Source organism: Pseudomonas nitroreducens (assembly GCF_010994165.1).
In the GTDB taxonomy this organism is placed as follows: domain Bacteria; phylum Pseudomonadota; class Gammaproteobacteria; order Pseudomonadales; family Pseudomonadaceae; genus Pseudomonas; species Pseudomonas nitroreducens.
Window position 1 is genome coordinate 129,039 of sequence record NZ_WMBX01000008.1, and the last position, 24,999, is coordinate 154,037.

23 protein-coding genes are annotated in these 24,999 nt (G+C 66.1%); 12 read left to right on the forward strand and 11 right to left on the reverse strand.

Annotated features, from left to right (window positions below; all coding sequences use genetic code 11):
- Nucleotides 1–6: 6 nt before the first annotated feature.
- The 4 genes from GJV37_RS28340 (at nt 7) to GJV37_RS28355 (ending at nt 4,900) form a co-directional block, all read left to right on the forward strand.
- Nucleotides 7–2,346 carry a Tex family protein gene (locus GJV37_RS28340; protein ID WP_169887089.1) on the forward strand — a complete coding sequence of 780 codons (2,340 nt, stop codon included), beginning with the start codon at nt 7–9 and terminating at the stop codon, nt 2,344–2,346.
- A 36-nt stretch (nt 2,347–2,382) separates the two neighbouring features.
- On the forward strand, nt 2,383–2,745 hold the full coding sequence (locus GJV37_RS28345; RefSeq protein WP_045216869.1) for a PaaI family thioesterase: 363 nt from the start codon (nt 2,383–2,385) through the stop codon (nt 2,743–2,745).
- Between the two features lie 166 nt (nt 2,746–2,911).
- Nucleotides 2,912–4,498: a glutamate--cysteine ligase gene (gene gshA / locus GJV37_RS28350; RefSeq protein WP_065086538.1), complete on the forward strand. Its 1,587-nt coding sequence runs from the start codon at nt 2,912–2,914 to the stop codon at nt 4,496–4,498.
- A 138-nt stretch (nt 4,499–4,636) separates the two neighbouring features.
- Complete coding sequence (locus GJV37_RS28355; protein ID WP_193453243.1) at nt 4,637–4,900, forward strand: ribosome modulation factor; 264 nt, start codon at nt 4,637–4,639, stop codon at nt 4,898–4,900.
- Here the strand turns inward: GJV37_RS28355 and argA are convergent, their stop codons facing one another.
- Both argA and argE read right to left on the reverse strand, forming a co-directional pair.
- The gene (gene argA, locus GJV37_RS28360; RefSeq protein WP_024762181.1) at nt 4,901–6,199 is read right to left on the reverse strand and encodes an amino-acid N-acetyltransferase; all 1,299 of its coding nucleotides are present in this window, start codon (nt 6,197–6,199) and stop codon (nt 4,901–4,903) included.
- Between the two features lie 170 nt (nt 6,200–6,369).
- On the reverse strand, nt 6,370–7,509 hold the full coding sequence (argE, locus tag GJV37_RS28365) for an acetylornithine deacetylase (protein WP_169887088.1): 1,140 nt from the start codon (nt 7,507–7,509) through the stop codon (nt 6,370–6,372).
- Nucleotides 7,510–7,696: 187 nt separating this feature from the next.
- Between argE and GJV37_RS28370 the strand changes: the two genes are divergently transcribed.
- Both GJV37_RS28370 and tfpB read left to right on the forward strand, forming a co-directional pair.
- The gene (locus tag GJV37_RS28370; protein ID WP_193453211.1) at nt 7,697–9,061 is read left to right on the forward strand and encodes a CYTH domain-containing protein; all 1,365 of its coding nucleotides are present in this window, start codon (nt 7,697–7,699) and stop codon (nt 9,059–9,061) included.
- Between the two features lie 55 nt (nt 9,062–9,116).
- Nucleotides 9,117–10,901: a type IV pilus assembly ATPase TfpB gene (tfpB, locus tag GJV37_RS28375; RefSeq protein WP_037012496.1), complete on the forward strand. Its 1,785-nt coding sequence runs from the start codon at nt 9,117–9,119 to the stop codon at nt 10,899–10,901.
- 45 nt (nt 10,902–10,946) lie between these two features.
- Here the strand turns inward: tfpB and GJV37_RS28380 are convergent, their stop codons facing one another.
- Complete coding sequence (locus tag GJV37_RS28380) at nt 10,947–12,170, reverse strand: glycosyltransferase family 4 protein (protein ID WP_193453212.1); 1,224 nt, start codon at nt 12,168–12,170, stop codon at nt 10,947–10,949.
- Between the two features lie 302 nt (nt 12,171–12,472).
- Here GJV37_RS28380 and GJV37_RS28385 point away from each other — a divergent pair, with 302 nt between their 5' ends.
- Both GJV37_RS28385 and GJV37_RS28390 read left to right on the forward strand, forming a co-directional pair.
- Nucleotides 12,473–13,399 carry an SPFH domain-containing protein gene (locus GJV37_RS28385; RefSeq protein WP_024762178.1) on the forward strand — a complete coding sequence of 309 codons (927 nt, stop codon included), beginning with the start codon at nt 12,473–12,475 and terminating at the stop codon, nt 13,397–13,399.
- Nucleotides 13,399–13,845, forward strand: coding sequence for an NfeD family protein (locus tag GJV37_RS28390; protein WP_024762177.1), 447 nt, complete (start codon nt 13,399–13,401; stop codon nt 13,843–13,845). Before GJV37_RS28385 ends, GJV37_RS28390 begins: the two co-directional genes overlap by 1 nt.
- Before the next feature lie 131 nt (nt 13,846–13,976).
- Here GJV37_RS28390 and lgt read toward each other — a convergent pair whose 3' ends face one another.
- Both lgt and GJV37_RS28400 read right to left on the reverse strand, forming a co-directional pair.
- On the reverse strand, nt 13,977–14,777 hold the full coding sequence (lgt, locus tag GJV37_RS28395) for a prolipoprotein diacylglyceryl transferase (RefSeq protein ID WP_024762176.1): 801 nt from the start codon (nt 14,775–14,777) through the stop codon (nt 13,977–13,979).
- 20 nt (nt 14,778–14,797) lie between these two features.
- Nucleotides 14,798–15,580: a sulfite exporter TauE/SafE family protein gene (locus tag GJV37_RS28400; RefSeq protein WP_024762175.1), complete on the reverse strand. Its 783-nt coding sequence runs from the start codon at nt 15,578–15,580 to the stop codon at nt 14,798–14,800.
- A gap of 114 nt (nt 15,581–15,694) precedes the next feature.
- On the opposite strand from GJV37_RS28400, the gene GJV37_RS28405 reads away from it, so the two are divergent.
- Nucleotides 15,695–16,441 (forward strand): NRDE family protein, encoded by a 747-nt coding sequence (locus tag GJV37_RS28405; RefSeq protein WP_024762174.1) that lies wholly within the window; start codon nt 15,695–15,697, stop codon nt 16,439–16,441.
- Here GJV37_RS28405 and GJV37_RS28410 read toward each other — a convergent pair.
- The 3 genes from GJV37_RS28410 to GJV37_RS28420 form a co-directional block, all read right to left on the reverse strand.
- Nucleotides 16,438–17,463 (reverse strand): sensor domain-containing diguanylate cyclase, encoded by a 1,026-nt coding sequence (locus tag GJV37_RS28410; protein ID WP_193453213.1) that lies wholly within the window; start codon nt 17,461–17,463, stop codon nt 16,438–16,440. The genes GJV37_RS28405 and GJV37_RS28410 overlap by 4 nt on opposite strands.
- Nucleotides 17,464–17,548: 85 nt before the next feature.
- Complete coding sequence (gene ptsP / locus GJV37_RS28415) at nt 17,549–19,828, reverse strand: phosphoenolpyruvate--protein phosphotransferase (protein ID WP_024762172.1); 2,280 nt, start codon at nt 19,826–19,828, stop codon at nt 17,549–17,551.
- A gap of 30 nt (nt 19,829–19,858) precedes the next feature.
- Entirely contained in the window at nt 19,859–20,338 is a 480-nt protein-coding gene (locus GJV37_RS28420; RefSeq protein ID WP_017520843.1) for an RNA pyrophosphohydrolase, read from the reverse strand.
- Between the two features lie 147 nt (nt 20,339–20,485).
- Between GJV37_RS28420 and GJV37_RS28425 the strand changes: the two genes are divergently transcribed.
- Nucleotides 20,486–21,142 (forward strand): histidinol-phosphatase, encoded by a 657-nt coding sequence (locus GJV37_RS28425; RefSeq protein WP_065086544.1) that lies wholly within the window; start codon nt 20,486–20,488, stop codon nt 21,140–21,142.
- 4 nt (nt 21,143–21,146) lie between these two features.
- Here GJV37_RS28425 and GJV37_RS28430 read toward each other — a convergent pair whose 3' ends face one another.
- From GJV37_RS28430 to ilvA, 3 genes are all read right to left on the reverse strand, one after another.
- Complete coding sequence (locus GJV37_RS28430; RefSeq protein ID WP_084358815.1) at nt 21,147–21,614, reverse strand: DUF2269 family protein; 468 nt, start codon at nt 21,612–21,614, stop codon at nt 21,147–21,149.
- Between the two features lie 10 nt (nt 21,615–21,624).
- Entirely contained in the window at nt 21,625–22,092 is a 468-nt protein-coding gene (locus tag GJV37_RS28435) for a DUF2269 domain-containing protein (RefSeq protein ID WP_169887084.1), read from the reverse strand.
- A 68-nt stretch (nt 22,093–22,160) separates the two neighbouring features.
- Entirely contained in the window at nt 22,161–23,687 is a 1,527-nt protein-coding gene (gene ilvA / locus GJV37_RS28440; RefSeq protein ID WP_170859085.1) for a threonine ammonia-lyase, biosynthetic, read from the reverse strand.
- Nucleotides 23,688–23,877: 190 nt separating this feature from the next.
- On the opposite strand from ilvA, the gene rpiA reads away from it, so the two are divergent.
- Both rpiA and GJV37_RS28450 read left to right on the forward strand, forming a co-directional pair.
- On the forward strand, nt 23,878–24,549 hold the full coding sequence (gene rpiA / locus GJV37_RS28445; protein ID WP_024762169.1) for a ribose-5-phosphate isomerase RpiA: 672 nt from the start codon (nt 23,878–23,880) through the stop codon (nt 24,547–24,549).
- A 91-nt stretch (nt 24,550–24,640) separates the two neighbouring features.
- Nucleotides 24,641–24,973 carry a YegP family protein gene (locus GJV37_RS28450; RefSeq protein WP_024762168.1) on the forward strand — a complete coding sequence of 111 codons (333 nt, stop codon included), beginning with the start codon at nt 24,641–24,643 and terminating at the stop codon, nt 24,971–24,973.
- Nucleotides 24,974–24,999: the final 26 nt, after the last annotated feature.

The following is a 24,999-nucleotide window of genomic DNA, read 5'->3' on the forward strand; positions in this document are numbered from 1 at the left end:
GGATTCATGGACAGCATCAACACCCGTATCGCCGAAGAGCTTTCCGCACTGCCCTCCGGCCGCGTTCAACCGCAGCAAGTCGCCGCTGCCGTCGCCCTGCTCGACGAAGGCTCCACCGTCCCCTTCATCGCCCGCTACCGGAAAGAAGTCACCGGCAGCCTGGACGACACCCAGCTGCGCATGCTCGAAGAGCGCCTGCGCTACCTGCGCGAACTGGACGAGCGCCGCGGCGCGATTCTCGCCAGCATCGAGGAACAGGGCAAGCTGACCCCGGAACTGGCCCGTGAGATCAACCTGGCCGACACCAAGACCCGCCTCGAAGACCTCTACCTGCCCTATAAGCAGAAGCGCCGCACCAAGGGCCAGATCGCCCTGGAAGCCGGCCTGGGCGAACTGGCCGACGCGCTGTTCGCCGACCCGAGCCTGACCCCGGAAAGCGAAGCCGCGCGCTTCGTCGATGCCGAGAAGGGCTTCGCCGACACCAAGGCCGTGCTCGAAGGCGCCAAGTACATCCTCATGGAACGCTTCGCCGAGGATGCCACGCTGCTCGACCGCCTGCGCAGCTTCCTCAAGGACAACGCCACCCTCACCGCGCGCATGGTGCCGGGCAAGGAAACCGAAGGCGCCAAGTTCAGCGACTACTTCGAGCACGACGAACCGCTGAAGAACGCCCCATCGCACCGTGCACTGGCGATCTTCCGTGGGCGCAACGAGGGCATCCTCAGCGTCGCCCTAAAGGTCGGCGAAGAACTGCCGGGCACCTCGCACCCTTGCGAAATCATGATTGGCGAGCGCTTCGGCGTGAGTAACCAGGGCCGCGCCGCTGACAAGTGGCTCTCCGAAGTGGTGCGCTGGACCTGGAAGGTCAAGCTTTACACCCACCTGGAAACCGACCTGCTGGGCGAGCTGCGCGAAGGCGCCGACCTCGAGGCGATCAACGTATTCGCGCGCAACCTGCACGACCTGCTGCTGGCCGCTCCGGCCGGCCCGCGCGCCACCCTGGGCCTGGACCCAGGCCTGCGCACCGGCGTGAAGGTCGCCGTGGTCGATGCCACCGGCAAGCTGCTGGACACCGCCACCGTCTACCCGCACGCGCCGAAGAACCAGTGGGACCAGACCATCGCGGTGCTCGCCGCGCTGTGCGCCAAGCACCAGGTGGAGCTGATCGCCATCGGCAACGGCACCGCCAGCCGCGAGACCGACAAGCTGGCCGCCGAGCTGATCAAGAAATACCCGGCGCTGAAGTGCACCAAGATCATGGTCAGCGAGGCCGGCGCTTCGGTGTACTCGGCCTCCGAACTGGCCGCCAAGGAATTCCCGGAGCTGGACGTGTCGCTGCGCGGCGCCGTGTCCATCGCCCGTCGCCTGCAGGACCCGCTGGCCGAACTGGTGAAGATCGAGCCGAAATCCATCGGCGTCGGCCAGTACCAGCACGACGTGTCCCAGTTGCAGCTCGCCCGCAGCCTGGACGCGGTGGTGGAAGACTGCGTGAACGCCGTCGGCGTGGACGTCAACACCGCCTCCGCCGCCCTGCTGGCGCGCATCTCCGGCCTCAACAGCACCCTGGCGCAGAACATCGTCGCGCACCGCGACGTTAACGGCGCCTTCAAGACCCGCGACGAACTGAAGAAAGTCAGCCGCCTGGGCGAGAAGACCTTCGAACAGGCCGCCGGCTTCCTCCGCGTGATGAACGGCGACAACCCGCTGGACGCCTCCGCGGTGCACCCGGAAACCTACCCGCTGGTGCAGCGTATCGCCGCCGATACCGGCCGCGACGTGCGCTCGCTGATCGGCGATTCGGGCTTCCTCAAGCGCCTGGACCCGAAGAAGTTCACCGACGAGCAGTTCGGCCTGCCCACCGTCACCGACATCCTCAAGGAACTCGACAAACCCGGCCGCGACCCGCGCCCGGAGTTCAAGACTGCCGAGTTCCAGGAAGGCGTCGAGAGCCTGAAGGACTTGAAGCCCGGCATGGTGCTCGAGGGCGTGGTGACCAACGTCACCAACTTCGGCGCCTTCGTCGACATCGGCGTCCACCAGGACGGCCTGGTGCACATCTCCGCGCTGTCGGAGAAGTTCGTCAAGGACCCGTACGAAGTGGTCAAGGCCGGCGACATCGTCAAGGTCAAGGTCATGGAAGTGGACATCCCGCGCAACCGCGTCGGCCTGTCCATGCGCATGAGCGACACCCCCGGCGAGAAGGTCGACGGCCCGCGTGGCGGCGGCCGCCCCGGCAACGGCGCGCCGCGTGGCGAGCGCAGCGCTCCGCGCCAGCAGGAGAAGGCCCCGGCGAACAATGCCATGGCCTCGCTGTTCGCCAACGCCAAGCAACTGAAGAAGAAGTAAGGAAGGTCCATGAGCGAGATGCCCGCCCGCGAGCTGATGATCAGCCGCTTCAGCGACACCCTTGGCGTGCAGCCGATCCGTGTCGCCGACGGCGAAGCCGAGGTGCTGCTGCCGATGGCCGAGCACCTGCGCAATCGCGGCAACGTCATGCACGGCGGCGCGCTCTTCACGCTGATGGACATGACCATGGGCCTGGCCTGCTCCAGCGCCCATGGCTTCGACCGACAGAGCGTCACCCTGGAATGCAAGATCAACTACATCCGCGCGGTCGCCGAGGGCGAAGTGCGCTGTGTAGCGAAAGTCCTGCATGCCGGGCGGCGCTCGCTGGTGGTCGAGGCCGACATCCACCAGGGCGACAAGCTGGTCGCCAAGGGACAAGGCACCTTCGCCCAGCTGTAATTCGCGCCGTGACAACTGACCTATGCTGTACGCCGGAGCCCCGGATTTGCGGGCGCCGGCGCAGCGCCTCGATGAAGCCAGGCGACCACGCCGGTTGTGTTCTCCCCTTGTAGACCGCCCAGTCCACCCCCATAGTGGGGCGATTGCCGTGTGAAGGACTTCCAACTTGAGCGACCAACTTTCCCGCCGCCTGGCCCTGCTGGGCGATGCCGCCAACCTGTCCCTGCTCACCCAGTGCCTGCACGGTATCGAGCGCGAATGCCTGCGCGTCGACGGGCACGGCAAGCTTGCCCTGACCCCGCATCCGCGCGCCCTGGGCTCGGCACTGACCAACCCGCAGATCACCACCGACTACTCCGAGTCGCTGCTGGAGTTCATCACGCCGACTTCGACCAGCGTCGAGAAGACCCTGGAAGAACTGGATGAAATCCACCGCTTCGCCAGCGGCAAGCTCGACGGCGAATACCTGTGGAGCCCGTCCATGCCCTGCGAGTTGCCGGATGAAGAGACCATCCCGATCGCTCGCTACGGCAGTTCGCACATCGGCCGCCTGAAGTACGTCTACCGCAAGGGCCTGGCCCTGCGTTACGGCAAGACCATGCAGTGCATCGCCGGCATCCACTACAACTTCTCCCTGCCCGAAGGCATCTGGGAGCTGCTGCGCCAGGACGAAGGCAGCGAGAAGAGCGCGCGGGACTTCCAGTCGCACCGCTACATCGCGATGATCCGCAACTTCCGCCGCTACAGCTGGCTGCTGATGTATCTGTTCGGCGCCTCGCCGGCGCTGGACGCCGGCTTCCTGCGCGGCCGCCCGCACGGCCTGGAAGCCTTCGACGAACACACGCTCTACCTGCCCTACGCCACCAGCCTGCGCATGAGCGACCTGGGCTACCAGAACAACGCCCAGGCCGGCCTGACGCCCTGCTACAACGACCTGGACAGCTACATCGACAGCCTGCGCCGCGCGGTGAGCACGCCGTACGCGCCGTACGAGAAGGTCGGCACCAAGGTCGATGGCGAATGGGTACAGCTCAACACCAACATCCTGCAGATCGAGAACGAGTACTACTCGAGCATCCGCCCGAAACGCGTCACCTACACCGGCGAGCGCCCGATCCAGGCGCTGATGGCCCGCGGCGTGCAGTACGTCGAGGCGCGCTGCCTGGACATCAACCCCTTCCTGCCGCTGGGCATCGACGTCACCGAGGCGCGCTTCCTCGACGCCTTCCTGCTCTACTGCGCGCTGTCCGACAGCCCGCCGCTGGGCGGTTGCGAGTGCGGCGCGGCCACCAGCAACTTCCTCAAGGTGGTCAAGGAAGGTCGTCGTCCCGGCCTGAAGCTGGAGCGCGCAGGCCAGCAGCTCGAGATGAAGGACTGGGCGAACGCCCTGCTCGACGGCATCGCGCCGATCATCGAACTGCTCGACCGCGCCAACGGTACGGGCCTGCACGCGCAGAGCCTGGCCGAGCAGCGCACCAAGGTTGCCGACGCCAGCCTGACGCCGTCGGCGAAGGTCCTGGCGGAGATGCGCGAGCGCGGCGAGAGCTTCGAGGCCTTCGCCCTGCGCTACAGCCGCCAGCATGCCGCCACCCTGCAGGGTGAGCCGCTGCCGGCCGAGGAGCAGGCGCGCTTCGAGAGCATGGCCAGCGAATCCCTGGCCGAACAGGCGGAGCTGGAGAAGCAGCCCGAAGGCGATTTCGACACCTTCGTCGCCGCGTATCAGGCGAGCATCCTGGGCCTGCTCAGCGTCTGACGGTGCAAGAAATCGCTGACATGCAGCTCATAGAGTTCTGATCGGCAACCTGCGAGTGCGGGGGGAGAATCCTCCCTCCCTGCGGATCGTCCGGCCCCGGCCGGCGCGATCCGCGCAAGACCTCGCAGGAAAGCGCGCATGTTCCCCCACTCTCCCTCCTGGACACTCCATCAGCTGGAAGTCGCCTACCGGCAAGGCTACCTGGAAGCGCTGCTCGGCCGCGCCCCGCGCTGTCCGCCACATGAGATTCTGGCGGCCAGCTGGGAAGCCGGCTGGCGCGACGGCGGCGAGCGACTGCGCCAGCAGCAGGTGGAACAGGCCAGGCCCTGCGCAGAGCCAGGCCAGGCGCCGCGGCTGAGCGTGCAGATCAGGCATTCGGTATCCGGTAAAGACCGGGTCTGATCAGAGCGTCTTCTCGAATACCTGGGAATTGCGCTGGTAGTTGTACAGCGACGCCCGCGCCGCCGGCAGGCGCTCGACGCTGCTGGGCTGGAAGCCACGCTCACGGAACCAGTGGGCCGTGCGGGTGGTGAGCACATAAAGGGTTTTCAGTCCCAGGTTGCGCGCGCGCTGTTCGATACGCTCCAGCAGGTCGTCGCCGCGTCCGCCGTGGCGGTACTCCGGATTCACCGCCAGGCATGCCAGTTCGCCCGCGTCGGAGTCGGCGATGGGATAGAGCGCCGCGCAGGCGATGATCAGCCCTTCGCGCTCGACGATGCTGAACTGCTCGATCTCGCGCTCCAATACCTCGCGGGAACGACGCACCAGGATGCCCTGCTCTTCCAGCGGACGGATCAGCTCCAGCAGTCCACCAACGTCCTCGATGCCCGCTTCGCGCAGCTGTTCGAACTGCTCCTGCGCCACCAGGGTGCCGTTGCCGGTGCGGGTGAAGAGTTCCGACAGCAGCGAGCCGTCCTCGGTGTAGCTGACGATATGGCTGCGCCGCACACCCGCGCGGCAGGCCTGGGCGGCGGCATCGAGCAACTCGCCCTGATAACTCGACCCGAGGCGTTCCAGGTGCGCCGGCACCTGCTGCGGGCGCAACTCGCGCACCAGCTTGCCGGCCTCGTCCATCAGGCCGCGCTCGGCCCCGTAGAGAATCAGTTTGTCCGCGCCCAGGTCGATGGCCGCACGCATGGCCACGTCCTCGCAGGCGAGGTTGAAGATTTCCCCGGTGGGGGAATAACCCAGCGGCGAGAGCAGGACGATGCTGCGCTCGTCGAGCTGGCGATTGATGCCCTTGCGGTCGATCCGGCGGACTTCGCCGGTGTGGTGGTAGTCGATGCCATCGACTACGCCGATCGGCCGTGCGGTGACGAAGTTGCCCGAGGTCACGCGCATGCGCGAGCCCTGCATGGGCGAGGCGGCCATGTCCATCGACAGGCGTGCCTCGATGGTGATGCGCAGGCTGCCCACCGCGTCGATCACGCAGCCCAGGGTCGGCGCATCGGTCACCCGCAGGCCGCGATGGAAACGCGGCGCCAGCCCGTGCTGGGCCAGACGCGCCTCGATCTGCGGACGCGAGCCGTGCACCAGCACCAGGCGCACACCCAGGCTGTGCAGCAGCACCAGGTCGTGGACGATATTGCCGAAATTGGGGTCTTCGACGCCCTCGCCGGGGAGCATGACCACGAAGGTGCAGTCCCGGTGCGAGTTGATGTAGGGGGAAGCGTGGCGCAGCCAGTTGACGTAGTCGTGCATTGCTTGAAAAGCCTGTCGTTCGAGTGGGCGGAAATCTGTCGGATGCGGCCGAAAGGCGGCCAGTGGCGGCGCGGTTATCGTCGTCGCAGGAACATCGACAGGTTTCTCCTCTTGGCTACGTTGGGCCCGCTTTCCGGGCGCTCTACAGGCAACTGCCTACACAGGGCTATTTATAGACAGTAATGACGGATCAATCCGCGTAGCAACGCTACGGTCGGCTCAATGCGGTCCAGTTCAAGGTGTTCATCGGGCTGGTGGGCACAGGCGATGTCGCCGGGGCCCAGCACCAGGGTCTGGCAGCCGAGCTGCTGAAGATACGGTGCTTCGGTGCCAAAGGCTACCGCTTCCGCCGTATGCCCGGTCAGACTTTCGGCGAGTCGCACCAGCTCGCTCTGCGCCGGCTCCTCGAAGGGCGGCACAGCAGGGAAAAGCGGTGCGTAATCGATCTTCACGGCGTGGCGCTCGGCAACCGGCCGCAGCCGCTCGCGTATGCTCTGGCGCAGGGCTTCCGGGGCCATTCCCGGCAGCGGGCGCAGGTCGAACTCCAGGGCGCACTGGCCGCAGATGCGGTTGGGGTTGTCGCCGCCGTGGATGCAGCCCAGGTTGAGCGTCGGCTGCGGCACGCTGAACTGCGGGTTGTTGAACTCCTGCTGCCACTGGCTGCGCAGGCCCTGCAGTTCGCCCATCACCGCCTGCATGGCCTCCAACGCACTGCGTCCCAGGCTCGGGTCGGAGGAATGGCCGCTTTGCCCGAGGATGTCGATGCGCTCCATCATCACGCCCTTGTGCAGGCGGATCGGCTTGAGGTTGGTCGGCTCGCCGATCACCGCGGCGCGCCCCAACGGCCGCCCCGCGTCGGCCAGCGCACGGGCACCGGCCATGGAGCTTTCCTCGTCGCAGGTGGCGAGGATGATCAGCGGCTGCCTGAACGGCTGCTCCAGCAGCGGCAACAGCGCTTCGATGGCCAGGGCGAAGAAGCCCTTCATGTCGCAGGAGCCCAGGCCGAACCAGCGCCCGTCGCGTTCATCCAGGCCCAGCGGGTCGCTTTTCCACAGGGCCTCGTCGTAGGGCACGGTATCGGTATGCCCCGCCAGTACCAGGCCGCCGGGGCCGCTGCCCAGGGTCGCGATCAGGTTGAACTTGCCCGGTGACACCGGCTGCATCTCGCAGGCGAAACCCAGGTCCACCAGCCAGTTGCCGAGCAACTCGACCACCGGGCGATTGGACTGGTCCAGCGCGGGCTGGGTACAGCTGACGGAAGGAACCGCGATCAGCTCGGCAAAGCGTTGTTTCAGGGGCGGCAACGGCATGGCGTCCTCCGAAGATGTGCTCCCACTATGGACCATGCCACGCTGCGGTAAAACCTCGCGGCGCCCGGCAGGAACGCCGAAGTCCTGTAGACTGCATGACTTTGAAGTCTTTTTCGCGCCCGTCGTTCCGTCCTTCCTACAGCAGGTCGGGAATCCGGGCGCGGCCGCTCTGAACCGGACCCCCGCCATGCAGAAAGAAACCGAAATCAAATTGCGCGTCAGCCGCGAGACCCTCGAAGCCCTGCGCGATCACCCGGCGCTGAAGAAGCGCAACAAATCCGGCTGGGAGCCCCGCGAGCTGTTCAACCAGTACTACGACACCCCTGGCCGCGATCTGGCCCGCGCCCGTGTGGCGCTGCGCATGCGCAAGGATGGCGAGCAGTTCATCCAGACCCTGAAGACCCGCGGCCAGAGCATCGCCGGCCTGTCCGAGCGCAACGAATGGGACTGGTACCTGGAGAAGAACAAGCTCGATATCAAGAAGCTCGACGACCAGTGCTGGCCAGCTGCCCTGGCGGACCTGGACAAGAAGACCCTGAAGCCGATCTTCAGCACCGACTTCACCCGCCAGCGCGCCGAGATCGCCTGGGGCCGCGGCAAGACCAAGGTGGTGATCGAGGCCGCGCTCGACCTGGGCAAGGTCGTCGCCGGCAAACAGGAAGAGGATATCTGCGAACTGGAGCTGGAACTGCGCCAGGGCGAGCCCGAGGCGCTGCTGGACCTGGCCATCGAACTGGCCGCCGACCTCGCGCTGATGCCCTGCGACATCAGCAAGGCCGAGCGCGGCTACCGCCTGTTCGACCCGGCCAGCTACAGCATCCAGCCCGACACCCAGAAGCTGCTGCATGAGACCCCGCTGGACGGCGCCTTTGCCGCGCTGTCCTGGTCGCTGCTGGGCAGCAGCCAGCGCCTGGCCGAGCAATACCGCTTCAATGGCCACTGGAGCATGCTGGAAAGCTGGCTGCAGCAACTGCTCGACCTGCGCGCTTTGCTCGGCAGTCTTGGCCAGGCCGTGCCGCGCGCCACCACCCGCGAACTGCGTACTGCTCTCGACGCGCTGATCGCCGACTGGCAACCGCGCATCGAACAGGCTCGCGATGACGAGGCGCTGCGCCAGCAGATGCCGGCAGTCTTCCGCGAGGAACTGGCGAATGTGCGCTGGGGTCAGTTCTCCCTGAGCACCTCGCGCTGGCTGCTGGGCAAGGCCTGGACCGCCGAGCGCAACGACCGTGCCAACCGGCTGGGCGGCTCCGCCGTCGGCAAGTGGCTGCAGCGCACCCTTGCCGAAGAGGCGCAGGCCATGCCGCTGCAACGCGCCCAGCAGTTGCCCGAGGTACTCGCCGACCAGCTGCCGCGCCTGCAGCGCATGCTGGTCTGGCTGCGCCTGGCGCGCAGCGTACTGGAGCTGCCGGAAACCGACCGCCTCTACGGCGAACTGGCCAAGCTGCAGGAGCTGCTCGCCACTCCCGAGGCCGAGGGGCGCCTGGATGCCCTCGCGGCCCAGGCCCATACTGTGCTGACCCTCAAGCCGTGGAAGGCGCTTTTGAAATAAGCTGGCCCGGCGACGTCGCGGGCCTGTCGACCCGCCATTGAAGTAGGGAGTCTGCATGTCCGTCTTTGCCCCTTCCGCCCAGGACCGTCCGCTCGACCTGGGCGACATCCTGCGCGAGCTGGTCACCCAGGGCCGCGTCGCCCAGGATGACGCCGAGCAGTGCCTGGCGATCCGCCGCAGCGCGGTGAAGAACCAGCAGCACCCGCTGGAGTTCCTCGCCGCGCAGCAGGTCGAGGATCGCCAGCGGCCGGGGCACAAGCTGGACCTGGATACGCTGGTGAGGTGGCTGGCGGACTACGCCGGGCAGCCCTACCTGCGCATCGACCCGCTGAAGATCGATGTCGCCGCGGTCACGCCGCTGATGTCCTACGCCTTCGCCCAGCGCCACCATATCCTCGCGGTCGCGGTAGCGCCGGACGAAGTCACCATCGCCAGTGCACAGCCCTTCGTGCACGCCTGGGAGAGCAACCTCACCCACGTTCTCAAGCGCCCGATCAAACGCGTGGTGGCCAACCCCGCGGACATTCAGCGCTTCACCGTCGAGTTCTACCGTCTCGCCAAGTCGGTGACCGGTGCCAGCTCGGCGGACCAGAAGATCAGCGGGGTCGGCAACTTCGAGCAGTTGCTCAACCTGGGCGCCAGCGATCAGGAACCCGATGCCAACGACGCGCACATCGTCACCATCGTCGACTGGCTGTTCCAGTACGCCTTCCAACAGCGCGCCAGCGATATCCATATCGAACCGCGCCGCGAGCAGGGCACGGTACGCTTCCGCATCGACGGCGTGCTGCACAACGTCTACCAGTTCCCGCCGCAGGTCAGCATGGCGGTGGTCAGCCGCCTGAAATCCCTGGGGCGCATGAACGTCGCCGAGAAGCGCAAGCCGCAGGACGGCCGGGTGAAGACCAAGACCCCGGAAGGCGCCGAGGTGGAGCTGCGCCTGTCCACCCTGCCCACGGCCTTCGGCGAGAAGATGGTGATGCGGATCTTCGATCCCGAGGTGCTGCTCAAGAGTTTCGACCAGCTCGGCTTCTCCCCCGACGACCTGCGCCGCTGGGAAAGCATGACCAGCCAGCCCAACGGCATCATCCTGGTCACCGGCCCCACCGGTTCGGGCAAGACCACCACGCTCTACACCACGCTCAAGCAGCTGGCGACCGATGAGGTGAACCTCTGCACCATCGAGGACCCGATCGAGATGATCGAGCCCTCGTTCAACCAGATGCAGGTCCAGCACAACATCGACCTGACCTTCGCCAGCGGCGTGCGCGCCCTGCTGCGGCAAGACCCGGACATCATCATGGTCGGCGAGATCCGTGACCTGGAAACCGCCGAAATGGCGATCCAGGCGGCACTCACCGGCCACCTGGTGCTCTCCACGCTGCACACCAACGACTCGCCCACCGCCATCACCCGTCTGCTGGAACTGGGCGTGCCCTACTACCTGATCCGCGCCACCGTGCTCGGCGTCATGGCCCAGCGCCTGGTGCGCACGCTCTGCCCGCACTGCAAGGCGCCGATGGAGCTGCACGAGGAAGACTGGCAGGAAGTCACCCGCCCCTGGAACGCCCCGCTGCCCACCGGTGCGCAGCAGGCCGTCGGCTGCCTGGAATGCCGCGACACCGGTTACCGCGGACGCGCCGGCGTGTACGAGATCATGCTGCTGACGGAGTCGCTGAAGGAGCTGATCACCGCCGACACCGACCTCATCCCGCTGCGCCGCCAGGCCTTCAAGGAAGGCATGCGCAGCCTGCGGCTGTCCGGCGCGCAGAAGGTTGCGGCGGGCCTGACGACCATCGAGGAAGTCATGCGGGTGACCCCGCAGAGCGAACAGAAGTAGCCCCTCTGGACGCCACGGCGGCGCAGGTCGCGCCGCCACCCAGCCTCAGCCTTGAGCCCGCGCAGGGTCCATGGCCATCTCCAGCAGACGACGATAGGCGCTGACCCCACTGCGGGTGTCAAAGCGTTGTGCAGTGAGACGGGCAATCTGGCGCAGGCCGGCATGCGCCGACGGATTGTGCAGGACCTCGAGCACGCGCTCGGCCAGGTCGTCGACGGCGAAGAAGTCCACCAGATAGCCATTCTCTCGATCGCGAACCACCTCGCGGACCGGTGCCGTGTCGGAGGCGACCAGCAGGCAGCCGCACGCCATGGCCTCGAGCATCGACCACGACAGGACGAAGGGGTAGGTCAGGTAGACGTGTGCACAGGAAACCTGCAGCGCTTTCACGTAGGTGGCATAGGGAACCTTGCCAAGGAAGTGCACGCGTGAGCGGTCCAGCCTCACCTCCTCGAGCATGCGCGTGCGCCAGTTGGGCGCCCCCTGGGGAGGCATGCCGTAGCTCACCTCGTCGCCCCCCAGTATCAGGACCTGTGCCCGCGGGTGGCGGTCGAGAATCTGCGGCAACGCGCGCATGAAGATGTGGAAGCCCCGATAGGGTTCCAGATTGCGCGCCACGTAAGTCACCACGGGATCGCCAGCCCTGAGCACCTGCCCGGAGGGTAGGCGCAAGGAACCTCGCGGGTCCGGGCGCAGCATATCGAGGGGAATACCTTCGTGAGCCACCTGGATTTTCTCCCGGTATGCCAGCGGATGCAGGCCGCGCTGCCACGGGGTGGGGCTGATGCCCAGGTCGCAATGCTCCAGATTCAGCAGGTGCAGGGCATTGCGCGTCCGGCTGCGAGCACACTCGTCGAAACTCGACGGAAACTCCGGATCGAAATTGATATCCGCCCCCTCCATGGCGCCGTAGTACTCGCAGAAATGCATCAGCGGAACATCCGGGTAGACGTCCTTGGCATACAAGGTTTCTCCCCAGCCCGGGTGCGCCAGGATCACGTCCGGGCGATAGCCAGTGCCGCGCAGTTGCAGCAACAGCCTGGCTACCTGCTGACCATGCAGGACGGCGTCCTCGACGGTGTACAGATAGTGGTGGATCTGCGGGGAAACCGCCCGGCTGGGGCTGTAGCGCAGCGTACGTACCCCCGGCACACCCCGTGCCGTATCACGGGCAATGGCCAGCAGTTGGCAGCGACTGTCCTTGAGCAGACCGTGTGCCAGGTGGAGGAACTGGCCAGGAAAGTTCTGGTGGATGAGCAACAATTTCACGACAACACCGGCTCCATGAGTCCCGCACGCCGCGCATCGACGGATAGATTGCGATGGAGCCGGGCGGGACCAACCTCCGCGCTGATAGGATGATCCGAAGGGTGTGCAGAGTCCGCTGTCCGTGCCGCCGCGCTCAATCAGAAGTCTGGAAGCAGGGGCACGGATATTTCTTAATGCGCCCTCTCACTGGCGCAATCCCGGGAAGTTGCGGGGACTATGCTTATCCAGTCGGCCGGCTCTGCAGCCTTATACTGATGCCCTGCAGCAAAACCGTCCGTCTTGCACCACAAGGAGTTCTTCACATGGAAATCGGCAGTGTTGCCCTGCTCTTCGTCATCCTCGCCATCGTCATCGTGCTCATGGGGTTCAAGGTCGTTCCCCAGGGCTTCGAATGGACCATCGAGCGCTTCGGTCGCTATACCGTCACGCTCAAGCCGGGCCTGAGCATCATCATTCCGGTGGTGGATCGCGTCGGCCAGAAGATCAACATGATGGAACGCGTGCTGGACATCCCGCCGCAGGAGGCGATCAGCGCCGACAACGCCATCGTCGAGATCGACGCGGTGTGCTTCTACCAGGTAGTGGACGCGGCACGCGCCGCTTATGAGGTCAGCGGGCTGGAAAATGCCGTGCGCAACCTGGTGATGACCAACATCCGCACCGTGCTCGGCTCCATGGAGCTGGACCATATGCTCAGCCAGCGCGACTCGATCAACGAGCGCCTGCTGCGTACCGTCGATGAAGCCACCGCGCCCTGGGGCCTGAAGGTCACCCGTATCGAGATCAAGGACATCAGCCCGCCGGCCGACCTGGTGGAAGCGATGAGCGGACAGATGCGTGCCGAGCGCCTCAAGCGCGCGCAGATTCTCGAAGCCGAAGGCAAGCGCGCCGCCGACATTCTTACCGCCGAAGGTGAGAAGCAGGCACAGATCCTCAAGGCCGAAGGCCAGCGCCAGGCCGCCTTCCTCGAAGCCGAGGCCCGCGAGCGCCAGGCCGAAGCAGAGGCGCGTGCAACCCAGGTGGTCTCCGAAGCCATCGCCCATGGCAACGTGCAGGCTGTGAACTACTTCGTCGCGCAGAAGTACGTCGACGCGCTGGGCAAGCTGGCCAGCTCGAACAACAGCAAGATCGTGCTGATGCCGCTGGAAGCCAGCCAGGTGATCGGCTCGGTCGCCGGCATCGGCGAGATCGTCAAGGCCACCTTCGGCGACACCAAGGGCCGTAGCTGATGGCCGCCTTTCTCCAGAACCTCGGTTTCTGGGACTGGCTGGGCCTGGGCATCGTCCTGCTGATCCTGGAGATCTTCGGCGCCGGCGGCTACCTGCTGTGGATCGGCATCGCCGCCGCGCTCACCGGCGTGCTGTCCTTCCTCGTGCCGGGGCTCGACTGGGTCTGGCAGTGCCTGGCCTTCGGCGTGCTGGCGATCCTCACCGCGCTGTACTGGTGGAACCACCAGCGCATCAACAAGCGCACAGCCGAACCGTCCAGCCTGAATCGCCGCGGCAGCGAACTGGTGGGCCGGCAGTTCGCCCTGCATGACGCCATCGTCGGCGGGCGCGGCAAGGTCCGCGTCGGCGACAGCGTCTGGCTGGTCAGCGGGCCGGACCTGCCCGTGGGCGCGCAGGTGCGCGTGATCGGGCAGGACGGTGTCCTGTTGCTGGTGGAACCCGTCTGAGCCAGTACCTGTAGGAGCGAGCTTGCTCGCGAACCAAACCCCGCAGCGGAGTCTGTTCGCGAGCAAGCTCGCTCCTACAAAGCTCAATAAAAAAGCCCGCCAATCGGCGGGCTTTTTCATTCAGGCAATGCTCAGCTCGCGGCCGGCTGCGCCGGGGCGCGACGATAGGCCCAGACCATCAGCGCGATGCCGCCCAGAACCATCGGCACGCACAGCACCTGGCCCATGGTCAGCCAGCCCCACGCCAGGTAGCCCAACTGGGCATCGGGCACGCGGACGAACTCGACGATGAAGCGGAAGATGCCGTAGCACAGCACGAACAGGCCGGACACCGAGGCAGTCGGGCGCGGCTTGCGGGTGAACAGCCAGAGCACGACGAACAGTGCCACGCCTTCCAGCGCGAACTGGTACAGCTGCGACGGGTGGCGCGGCTCCGGGCCGCCGGTGGGGAAGATCATCGCCCAGGGCACGTCGGACACCTTGCCCCACAGCTCGCCGTTGATGAAGTTGCCGATACGTCCGGCGCCCAGTCCGATCGGCACCAACGGCGCGATGAAGTCCATCAGCTGGAAGAAGCTCTTGTTGTTGCGCTTGCCGAACCACCAGGTGGCCAGCATCACGCCGATCAGGCCACCGTGGAACGACATGCCACCCTTCCACACCTCGAAGATCAGCGTCGGGTTGGCGATGTACTCGTCCAGGTTGTAGAACAACACGTAGCCCAGGCGACCGCCCAGGACCACGCCGCACGCCACCCAGAACACCAGATCGGAGAGTTTCTCCTTGGTCCAGGTCGGGTCGAACTCCTTCAGCTTGCGCGAGGCCAGCAGCCAGGCGCCGCCGATGCCGATCAGGTACATCAGGCCGTACCAGTGGATTTTCAGCGGCCCGAGCGCTACGGCAACCGGGTCGATCTGTGGATAAGGCAGCATCCGCTTCTCCTAGCAGGAACTCAGATCAGGAAACTCAAACCCACGCTGAACAGCAGCAGGGCAAACAAACGCTTCAGGACCTTGGCCGGCAGGCGATGCGCCAGCCGCGCCCCGATGCGGGCGAAGAACATACTGGTAACGGCGATGCCCAGCAGCGCCGGCAGGTAGACGAAGCCCAGGCTCAGCTCCGGCAGCTTGGCGTTGTGCCAGCCGACGACGATGAAGGATATCGCGCCGGCGATGGCGATCGGCAGGCCGCACGCCGAAGAAGTCGCAACCGCCTGTTGCATGGAGACGCCACGCCAGGACAGAAACGGCACAGTCAGCGAACCGCCGCCGATGCCGAAGATCGCCGAAGCCCAGCCCACCAAGCCGCCCGCCACGCCAAGGCCGAAGCGGCCCGGCAGGTCGCGCCCGCCCTTGGGCTGGAGCCCGAGGGCCATCTGGATCGACACCAGGATGGCGAAGGTACCGATGATCTTCTGCAGCACCGGCCCCTGAATCTTCGACGCGGTCAATGCGCCCAGCGCGCTGCCGACTAGGATGCCGACGGTCATCCAGGCGAACACCCGCCAGCGCACGGCGCCACGGCGGTGGTGTTCGAGAATCGAATTGATCGACGTGAAGATGATGGTCGCCAGCGACGTCCCGACCGCCATCTGCGTCAGTACATCGGGCGAGAAGCCGTGGGCGGTGAAGCTGAACACCAGGGCCGGAACGATGATCAACCCGCCGCCGACGCCGAACAGGCCGGCGAGCACGCCAGCACAGGCGCCAAGCACCAGGTAGAGCACGAACTCCATGGGCAACCTCGGGCAACAAAGCGGGCATGGTAGCCGAAGGCTCCCGGGCGCTCCAGCCACTCCGGGACATCGGCGGATGTTGATAGACTGCCGGCACACTACGGAGTTCGACCCATGTGCCTGATCGTCTTCGCCTGGCGCCCCGAGCACGCCACGCCCCTGATCGTCGCGGCCAACCGCGATGAATTCTATGCCCGCCCGACCCTGCCGCTGGCGGCCTGGGAGGAGTATCCCGGCGTGTATGCCGGCCGCGACCTGGAGGCCGGCGGCACCTGGATGGGAGTGGCCGCGGGTGGGCGTTTCGCCGCCCTGACCAACGTGCGCGATCCCGGCCAGCCGATCGGCCCGCGTTCCCGTGGCGAGCTGGTAGCGGCTTTCCTGCAAGGCGGGCAGTCGCCGCTGGAATACCTGCAGCAGGTTGCCCGCCGCGCTTCGGACTACAGCGGCTTCAACCTGCTGGTCGGCGACGGTGCGCAACTGTGCTACTTCAATCCCCGCGTCGGCCCGCCTGTGGCGGTTGCTCCGGGGGTGCACGGACTGTCCAATGCAGCGCTGGACACGCCCTGGCCCAAGCTTCTTACCGCGCGTGACGCTCTGGAGGCAGCGTTGGAGAAGCCTGATACCGGCTCCCTGGTCGCGCTACTGGCGGACAATCGCCAGCCCAGTGAAGCCGAGTTGCCGGACACCGGCGTCGGCCTGGCCACCGAGCGCCTGCTGTCCAGCGTGTTCATCGCCAGCCCGAACTACGGTACCCGCGCCAGCACCGCGCTGATCGTCCATGCGGACGGCCGCCGCGAGCTGCTCGAACACAGCTTCGGCCCCAGTGGCGCACGCCTGGGCGAGGTCGCGCTGAGCATTTAACAGACGACGATACAGTCGCGCTGGCGCTTGGCGCGGTAGAGCGCGTCATCCAGGCGGCGCAGCATCGCCATCAGGTCCTCGCCGGGCTGCATCTGGGTCACGGCGAAGCTGGCGGTGAGCTGGGTCGGCAACGAAACATCCGCCCGGCGCAGACTCAAGCGCAGGCGCTCGGCCAGCTCCCGTGCCGCCTCGGCATCGGTCTCGGGCAGCAGCACGATGAACTCCTCGCCGCCCCAGCGGGCAAAGCAATCCTCTTCACGCAGGCGCCGCCGCACCACCTCGGCCACCGCCACGAGCACGCGGTCGCCGGCCTGGTGGCCGAGGCTGTCGTTGATGCGCTTGAAGTGGTCGAGGTCGAACATCATCAGTGAGCAACCGTGATGGTGCCGCTGCAGGCGCTGCCATTCGGCGTGCAATTGCTGCTCGAAGCGCCGCCGGTTGGCGATCTGGGTCAGCGGATCGATCTCGGAAAGGCGCAGCGCGACCGCAGCCTGCTCGGCCAGTGCCTGGTTGGCCTGGCGCAAAGCCTCAGTACGCGTCTGCACCAGCAGCTCCAGGCGCAGGTTGAGCTGGTGCAGTTCGTGGTTCTTGTCCTGCAGTGCCAGTTCCGCCAGCTTGCGCTCATGAATATTGCGGTGCGCGCCGATCATCCGCGTTGGCTTGCCGTCCCCGTCGAACTCGAAGAAGCGCCCGTGATCGCTGACCCACAGGTAGCTGCCGTCCAGGCAGCGGCAGCGATACTCCTCGCGGTAGACGCCGCTGCGACCCTCGACATAGGCATCGAAGGCGAACATGACCCGGCCGAAATCCTCGGGATGGATGATCTCGTGCCAGGTAGCGACGTTTTCCGGGAGGCTGTCGGGGTCGTAGCCGAGCATGGCGTACCAGCTCGGGCTACGGGTGACGTGGTTGCTGCGGATGTCCCAGTCCCAGATGCCGTCGCTGACGATGCTCAGGGCATAGCGCAGGGTGCGGGCGCTTCTATCGGCCTCCGTGCAAGGCGTGACGTCGAGCTCTTCCATAAGCATCGTCCTGGCCGGCGTGCCGGCCGAGTCATCGTCTGACCTTCCGGAAATGCACGGCTCCGGAAGGCGGCTTTCGCTGGCGTCAGGCCTGGATGGTCGCCGCCGGGTTGATCACGCGGCCCAGGCCGAGATTGCGCAGGGCCAGGTGCAGCGAGCTGTGGATAACCTGAGGGTTGTCGAAGGTCATCAGTTGGCCAAGCAGCTCGCGGGCCTTGGACAGGGTCATCTGGCGCAGCAGCCATTTCACCTTGGGCAGGTTGGTGGCGTTCATCGACAGGGAATCGAAGCCCATGGCCATCAGCAGTACGGCAGCCGCCGGATCGCCGGCCATTTCGCCGCAGATGCTCACCGGCTTGCCTTCGTCGTGCGCGCCGTTGACCACGATCCGCAGCGCTTGCAGCACGGCCGGGTGCAGGTAATCGTAAAGATCGGCGACCCGTGGGTTGTTGCGGTCGACCGCCAGCAGGTACTGGGTCAGGTCGTTGGAACCGACCGATACGAAGTCCACCTGACGCGCCAGCTCACGTATCTGGTACACCGCAGCTGGAATCTCAATCATCATGCCGATCGGCGGCATGGGGATATCCACGCCTTCGTCGCGCACTTCGCCCCAGGCGCGGTGGATCAGGTGCAGCGCCTCTTCCAGCTCATGGGTGCCGGAGATCATCGGCAGCAGGATGCGCAGGTTGTCCAGGCCCTCACTAGCCTTGAGCATGGCGCGGGTCTGCACCAGGAAGATTTCCGGGTGGTCGAGGGTGACGCGGATGCCGCGCCAGCCGAGGAAGGGGTTGTCTTCCTTGATCGGGAAGTAGGACAGCGCCTTGTCGCCGCCGATGTCCAGGGTGCGCATGGTCACCGGCAGCGGGTGGAAGGCGGAGAGCTGCTCGCGGTAGATGGCGAGCTGCTCCTTCTCGCTGGGGAAGCGGTCGTTGATCATGAACGGCACTTCGGTGCGGTACAGGCCGACGCCTTCTGCACCGCGCTCCTGGGCGCGCGCCACGTCCGCCAGCAGGCCGGTGTTGACCCACAGCGGCATGCGATGGCCGTCCAGGGTCTCGCAGGGCAGCTCGCGCAGCGCGGCCAGGCCCTTGCTCAGTTCCTTCTCTTCGGCGACCACTTCGCCGTACTGCTTGACCAGCTGCGGCGACGGGTTGGTGTAGATCTCGCCGTGGTAGCCGTCGACGATCAGGTCGATGCCGTCGACCTTGGAGTACGGCAGGTCGACCGCGCCCATGACCGTGGGAATGCCCATGGCACGAGCGAGAATAGCCACGTGGGAGTTGCCCGAGCCGAGCACCGAGATCAGGCCCACCAGCTTGCCCTCGGGCACTTCGCCGAGCATCGCCGGCGACAGCTCTTCGCTGACGATGATGGTCTGGTCCGGATAGGTCAGCGTCTGCTTACGCTCTTCCTGCAGGTAGGCGAGGATGCGTCGGCCGATGTCCTTGACGTCGGAGGCACGCTCGCGCAGGTAGGCGTCGTCCATCAGCTCGAAGCGCTGCACGTGCTCCATGACCACCTGGCGCAGGGCGCCCTGGGCCCATTGGCCGGTGCGGATGATGCGTTTGACTTCGAGGCCGATGGAGGCGTCGTCGAGCATCATCAGGTAGACGTCGAACAGCGCGCGCTCCTCCTTGCGCAGCTGGGTGGCCAGCTTGCTGGACAGGTTGCGCATGTCTTCGCGGACCGACTCCAGCGCCTGCTTGAAGCGCTCGATTTCGGCCTCGACGTCGTCGATGGGTTTGTCCGGGACGACTTCCAGGTCGGCCGGCGGCAGCACCACCACGGCCTTGCCCACGGCCACGCCGGGGGCGCCGGGAACGCCGACGAACTTGGCTTCGCTGATGCCCTTGCCCATCTTGCCCAGGCCACGGATCGAACCGGTGGCCTCGGCGTGGGCGATGACGCCGGCGAGCTGCGCACTCATGGTGACGAGGAAGGCTTCCTCGCCTTCGTCGAACTGGCGCTTTTCCTTCTGCTGCACGACCAGAACGCCCATCACCCGACGGTGGTGAATGATCGGTGCGCCGAGGAAGGAGGCGTAGCGTTCCTCGCCGGTCTCGGCGAAGTAGCGGTAACGGGGGTGTTCGGAGGCGTTCTCGAGGTTCAGCGGCTCCTCGCGGGTGCCGACCAGGCCGACCAGGCCCTCGTTGGGCGCCATGCTGACCTTGCCGATGGAGCGCTTGTTCAGGCCTTCGGTGGCCATCAGCACGAAGCGGTTGCTCTCCGGGTCCAGCAGGTAGACCGAGCACACCTGGGTGCCCATCGCCTCCTTCACGCGCTGCACGATGATGCCCAGCGCCGCCTTGAGGTCCTTGGCGGAGTTCACTTCCTGGACGATCTTACGCAGCGTGTTGAGCATGGCTCGGGGTCTAACTCCTTGAACTTCGTGCTAGTCGCGCGCCAGCAGGCGCGGTGCCAATTCCTTCAGAGCCCGGCGGTAGACCTCGCGTTTGAAGGTCACGACCTGGCCCAGCGGGTACCAGTAGCTCACCCATTTCCAGCCGTCGAATTCGGGCTTGCCGGTCACGTCCATGCGTACCCGGCTTTCCTCGCCGGTCAGGCGCAGCAGGAACCACTTCTGTTTCTGCCCGATGCACAACGGCTGGCTGTTGGTACGCACCAGGCGTTGCGGCAGGCGGTAACGCAGCCAGCCCCGGGTACAGGCGAGGATCTTGACGTCCTGCTCTTCCAGGCCGACTTCTTCGTTCAGTTCGCGGTACAGCGCTTCCTCAGGGGTTTCGCGGGCGTTGATACCACCCTGGGGAAATTGCCAGGCTTCCTGGTTGATGCGCCGTGCCCACAGGACCTGTCCGACATCGTTGCAAAGGATGATGCCGACATTGGGGCGAAAACCATCGGGATCGATCACGGCGGTACATCCTCGAAATCGCGTGTGCCCGCATTGTTCCACAAAGCTTGTGACAGCGGCAACGCGGGCTGCGGCGTCCTGTGCTGGGTGGGCAAAAGCCGTTACTCTAGGCGACTTTTCGGTATTGGCAACTGGCGGTAATCCAACGTGCGACTGGCTCTCTTCGATCTCGACAACACCCTCCTGGCCGGCGACAGCGACCATAGCTGGGGCGAATGGCTGTGCCAGCGCGGACTGGTGGACGCTGGCGAGTATCAGGCGCGCAACGACGCCTTTTATGCCGACTACGTCGCCGGCACCCTCGACGTGTTCGCCTACCAGGCGTTCACCCAGGCCATTCTCGGCCGCACCGACCTGGCGCAGCTGGCCGTCTGGCATCGCCAGTTCATGGAAGAGGTGATCGAGCCCATCATCCTGGCCAAGGGTGAAGCGCTGCTGGCCGAACACCGCGCTGCAGGCGACAAGCTGGTGATCATCACCGCTACCAATCGTTTCATCACCGCTCCCATCGCCGAGCGCCTGGGCGTGGAAACCCTGATCGCCACCGAGTGCGCGATGCAGGACGGCCGTTATACCGGCCAGACCTGCGGAGTGCCCTGCTTCCAGGGCGGCAAGGTGACACGCCTGAACAGCTGGCTCGAGGAATCCGGCCTGACACTGCACGACGCGTACTTCTACAGCGACTCGCGCAACGACCTGCCGCTGCTCGAGCAGGTCGCCAACCCGGTGGCCGTCGACCCGGACGACACCCTGCGCGCCACCGCCATCGAACGCGGCTGGCCGGTGATCAGCCTGCGCGGCTGAGCCGTCAGTAGCCCTTGTTGACCATCAGGTGGAAGATCGCCAGGAAGGCCAGGAACGCCGGCCAGCCGAGGGCGAACCACCAGCGCATATAGAGGAAGGCTTGCGGCGGCAGCGCCGTGCCTTCCCGATGCGCCGCTTCGGCCATGTCGCGTACGCGGATCTGCAGCCAGACCACCGGCAGCCAGCAGGCGCCGGCGAACACATACAGCCCAAGGCTCCACAGCAGCCAGCCCGAATCCAGCGGCCAGCCGGCCATATGCGCCATGGCGATGCCGCTCAGCGGCTGGAAGACCGCCGTGGTGGCGATGAACAGCCAGTCGGCGGTGACCAGGTGGCGGAAGGTGATGCGGATCGCTTGCAGGTTGCCGCTGCGCCAGGCGCGCCAGCTGTAGTAGGCCGAGCCCAGCCCGGTGCCGAACAGCAGTGTGGAGGACAGGATGTGCAGGGTCTTGAGCAGCAGGTAAAGGTTCACGCGGCGGGCATCACACCGGCTTGCTGATCATCAGCACCAGAATGGCGACCACGCTCAGCAGCGCCAGCGCGAAGAAGGCCAGGCCGAACTTCCACTGCCGTGCCGCACCCGCGGAGATCGGCTCGCCACTGCTCTGCGCCACCAGCGCCAGGTCGCGGATGCGCCACAGGCGGGTGGTGAACAGCAGCCAGAAGATCGTGGCCATGATCAGCAGGCAGGCACTGCCCAGCAGCCAGGTCTGCCCCAGCGGCCAGCCAACAGTCTGCACCATGCGATAACCGGTGACCGGCAGGCTGGCGACGCTGCCGGCGACCAGCACCCAGCCGATCAGGCCGATGCGCTGCAGCGCCTTGGCGATCAACCCGGCGTCGCCGCTCCGCCAGCTGCGCCAGCCGTACCAGGCCAGGCCGATGATGGCCAGGAACGGCAGCACTGCGGCGATGCCGTGGAGGATGCGGAAGGTCTGCAGGCTTTCCATTTCAAGTCCCTGTGATCGATGCGGCTTTCCGACAAGCCTAGCAGCAGTCGCGCCGCCTCTGCCTGACCTCAGCCGAGGAACAGGCGATAGGCTGGGTTGTCCGTTTCATCCCAGTAGGGGTAGCCGATCTCTTCCAGCGCGGCCGACACCAGGTGGCGCTCATCCTCCGGCACCTGCAGGCCCGCCACCACTCGACCGTCGGCGGCGCCGTGGTTGCGGTAGTGGAACAGGGTGATGTTCCAGCGGCCACCCAGGCGGTTGAGGAAGTTGAACAGCGCGCCGGGACGCTCGGGGAATTCGAAGCGGAACACCTGCTCGCCCGAAACCCGCGGCGAATGGCCGCCGACCATGTGGCGGATGTGCAGCTTGGCCAGTTCGTTGTCGGTCAGGTCCAGCACCGGGAAGCCCTGCTCCTGCAGTTGCTGCACCAGCGCCGCGCGCGGGTCGTTCTCCGGGTGCGTCTGCACGCCGACGAAGATGTGCGCTTCGCTGTCGGTGTTGTAGCGGTAGTTGAACTCGGTGATCTGGCGCTTGCCGATGGCCTCGCAGAAGGCCTTGAAACTGCCCGGGCGCTCCGGGATGGTCACGGCGATGATCGCTTCGCGCTTCTCGCCCAGTTCGGCGCGCTCGGCCACGTGGCGCAGGCGGTCGAAGTTGATGTTGGCGCCCGAATCGATGGCGACCAGGGTCTCGCCCTTCACGCCTTCGCGCTCGACGTAGCGCTTGATCCCGGCCACCGCCAGCGCGCCGGCCGGTTCGGTGATGGAGCGGGTGTCGTCGTAGATGTCCTTGATCGCCGCGCAGATCTCGTCGGTGCTGACGGTGATGACTTCATCGACATGGTCCTTGCACAGCTCGAAGTTGTGCTTACCGATCTGCGCCACGGCGACCCCGTCGGCGAACAGCCCGACCTGGCCGAGCACCACGCGCTCGCCGGCGGCCATGGCAGCCTGCAGGCAATTGGAGTCGTCCGGCTCGACGCCGATGACCTTGATCTCCGGACGCAGGTATTTGACGTAGGCGGCGATGCCGGCGATCAGGCCGCCGCCGCCGACGGGCACGAAGATCGCGTCGATGCGGCCCGGGTTCTGGCGGAGGATTTCCATCGCCACGGTGCCCTGGCCGGCGATCACGTCCGGATCGTCGTAGGGATGGATGTAGACGTAACCCTTCTCTTCCACCAGCTTGAGCGAATGCGCCAGCGCATCGGGGAAGGCATCGCCATGCAGCACGGCCTTGCCGCCGCGGGCGCGTACGCCCTGGACCTTCAGCTCCGGCGTGGTGCGCGGCATCACGATGGTCGCCTTGATGCCCAGCTCGCGGGCGGCCAGGGCCACGCCCTGGGCGTGGTTGCCGGCGGACGCGGTGACGACGCCGCGGGCGAGTTCTTCCGGGCTCAGCTGCGCCAGCTTGTTGTAGGCGCCGCGAATCTTGAAGGAGAACACCGGCTGCAGGTCTTCGCGCTTGAGCAGAATCTGGTTGCCCAGGCGCTCGGAGAGCTGGCGGGCGGGCTGCAGGGGCGTTTCCACGGCAACGTCGTAGACACGCGAGGTGAGGATCTTCTTGACGTAGTGTTCGAGCATCGGAAGGGCTATATCGGCGGCTTTTCGAGGAACCGCGAGTCTACTCCAGCCGGCGCGGCGCGGGCCACCGAACAATCCGTGCGGAAACGACCAGAACAGTTGCCCGGCGGCGCAACACCGGCGCGTCATCGGCCGCTATAATCCGCCCACTCGAACTTTCTCCGGCGCCGTTGCGCCCTTCCAGGTAAGAAGACCCTTCGCCATGAACCAGGATCAGCTCAAGCAGGCTGTGGCCCAGGCCGCCGTCGACCACATTCTTCCGCACCTCGACAGCAAGAGCATCGTTGGCGTCGGCACCGGCTCCACCGCCAACTTCTTCATCGACCTGCTGGCCCAGCACAAGGCCGAGTTCGACGGCGCCGTGGCCAGCTCCGAAGCCACCGCCCAGCGCCTGAAGGGCCATGGCATCCCGGTCTACGACCTGAACACCGTCAGCGAGCTGGAGTTCTATGTGGACGGCGCCGACGAGACCAACGAGCGCCTGGAGCTGATCAAGGGCGGCGGCGCCGCACTGACCCGCGAGAAGATCGTCGCTGCAGTGGCCCGCAAGTTCATCTGCATCGCCGACGGCAGCAAGCTGGTACCGATCCTCGGCGAGTTCCCGCTGCCGGTGGAAGTCATCCCCATGGCCCGCAGCCACGTCGCCCGCCAACTGGTGAAGCTGGGCGGCGACCCGGTGTACCGCGAGGGCGTGCTGACCGACAACGGCAACATCATCCTCGACGTGCACAACCTGCGCATCGACAGCCCGGTGCAACTGGAAGAGGCGATCAACAACATCGTCGGCGTGGTCACCAACGGCCTGTTCGCCGCCCGCCCGGCCGACCTGCTGCTGCTGGGAACCGCCGAAGGCGTGAAGACCCTCAAGGTTTGACACCCTCAGGCGCCATCCGCCGGATGGCGCCTTCCAGAGCCTCTGCTGCCGTCTACGCTGGGATGACCTCAAGCCCCAACGGAGACGCAGCATGGCCGCCAAATACCATCTGAAAAAGGCCAGTGATGGCCAGTTCCACTTCAACCTGCACGCCAGCAATGGCGAGATCGTCCTGACCAGCGAGCTGTACAAGGCCAAGACCTCGGCCATCGACGGCATCGAGTCGGTGCGCAAGAACTCGCAGCGCGAAGGTGCCTTCGAGGTCAAGGTCGCCACCAACGGCAAGCACTACTTCGTGCTCAAGGCCACCAACGGCCAGGTCGTCGGACAGAGCCAGATGTACGCCAGCAAGGCCACCGCCGATGCCGGCATCGCGGCGGTCAAACGCTACGCGGGGGATGCGCCGATCAGCGACGACACCTGATCGCGCACCGTTTCGGTGAGCGTCTT

Coding starts and splice junctions, on each gene's coding strand:
- GJV37_RS28340 (WP_169887089.1), top strand. CDS start 7: ATGGACAGCATCAACACCCGTATCGCCGAAGAGCTTTCCGCACTGCCC.
- GJV37_RS28345 (WP_045216869.1), top strand. CDS start 2,383: ATGATCAGCCGCTTCAGCGACACCCTTGGCGTGCAGCCGATCCGTGTC.
- GJV37_RS28355 (WP_193453243.1), top strand. CDS start 4,637: ATGTTCCCCCACTCTCCCTCCTGGACACTCCATCAGCTGGAAGTCGCC.
- argA (WP_024762181.1), bottom strand. CDS start 6,199: ATGCACGACTACGTCAACTGGCTGCGCCACGCTTCCCCCTACATCAAC.
- argE (WP_169887088.1), bottom strand. CDS start 7,509: ATGCCGTTGCCGCCCCTGAAACAACGCTTTGCCGAGCTGATCGCGGTT.
- GJV37_RS28370 (WP_193453211.1), top strand. CDS start 7,697: ATGCAGAAAGAAACCGAAATCAAATTGCGCGTCAGCCGCGAGACCCTC.
- tfpB (WP_037012496.1), top strand. CDS start 9,117: ATGTCCGTCTTTGCCCCTTCCGCCCAGGACCGTCCGCTCGACCTGGGC.
- GJV37_RS28385 (WP_024762178.1), top strand. CDS start 12,473: ATGGAAATCGGCAGTGTTGCCCTGCTCTTCGTCATCCTCGCCATCGTC.
- GJV37_RS28390 (WP_024762177.1), top strand. CDS start 13,399: ATGGCCGCCTTTCTCCAGAACCTCGGTTTCTGGGACTGGCTGGGCCTG.
- lgt (WP_024762176.1), bottom strand. CDS start 14,777: ATGCTGCCTTATCCACAGATCGACCCGGTTGCCGTAGCGCTCGGGCCG.
- GJV37_RS28400 (WP_024762175.1), bottom strand. CDS start 15,580: ATGGAGTTCGTGCTCTACCTGGTGCTTGGCGCCTGTGCTGGCGTGCTC.
- GJV37_RS28405 (WP_024762174.1), top strand. CDS start 15,695: ATGTGCCTGATCGTCTTCGCCTGGCGCCCCGAGCACGCCACGCCCCTG.
- GJV37_RS28410 (WP_193453213.1), bottom strand. CDS start 17,463: ATGGAAGAGCTCGACGTCACGCCTTGCACGGAGGCCGATAGAAGCGCC.
- ptsP (WP_024762172.1), bottom strand. CDS start 19,828: ATGCTCAACACGCTGCGTAAGATCGTCCAGGAAGTGAACTCCGCCAAG.
- GJV37_RS28435 (WP_169887084.1), bottom strand. CDS start 22,092: ATGGAAAGCCTGCAGACCTTCCGCATCCTCCACGGCATCGCCGCAGTG.
- rpiA (WP_024762169.1), top strand. CDS start 23,878: ATGAACCAGGATCAGCTCAAGCAGGCTGTGGCCCAGGCCGCCGTCGAC.
- GJV37_RS28450 (WP_024762168.1), top strand. CDS start 24,641: ATGGCCGCCAAATACCATCTGAAAAAGGCCAGTGATGGCCAGTTCCAC.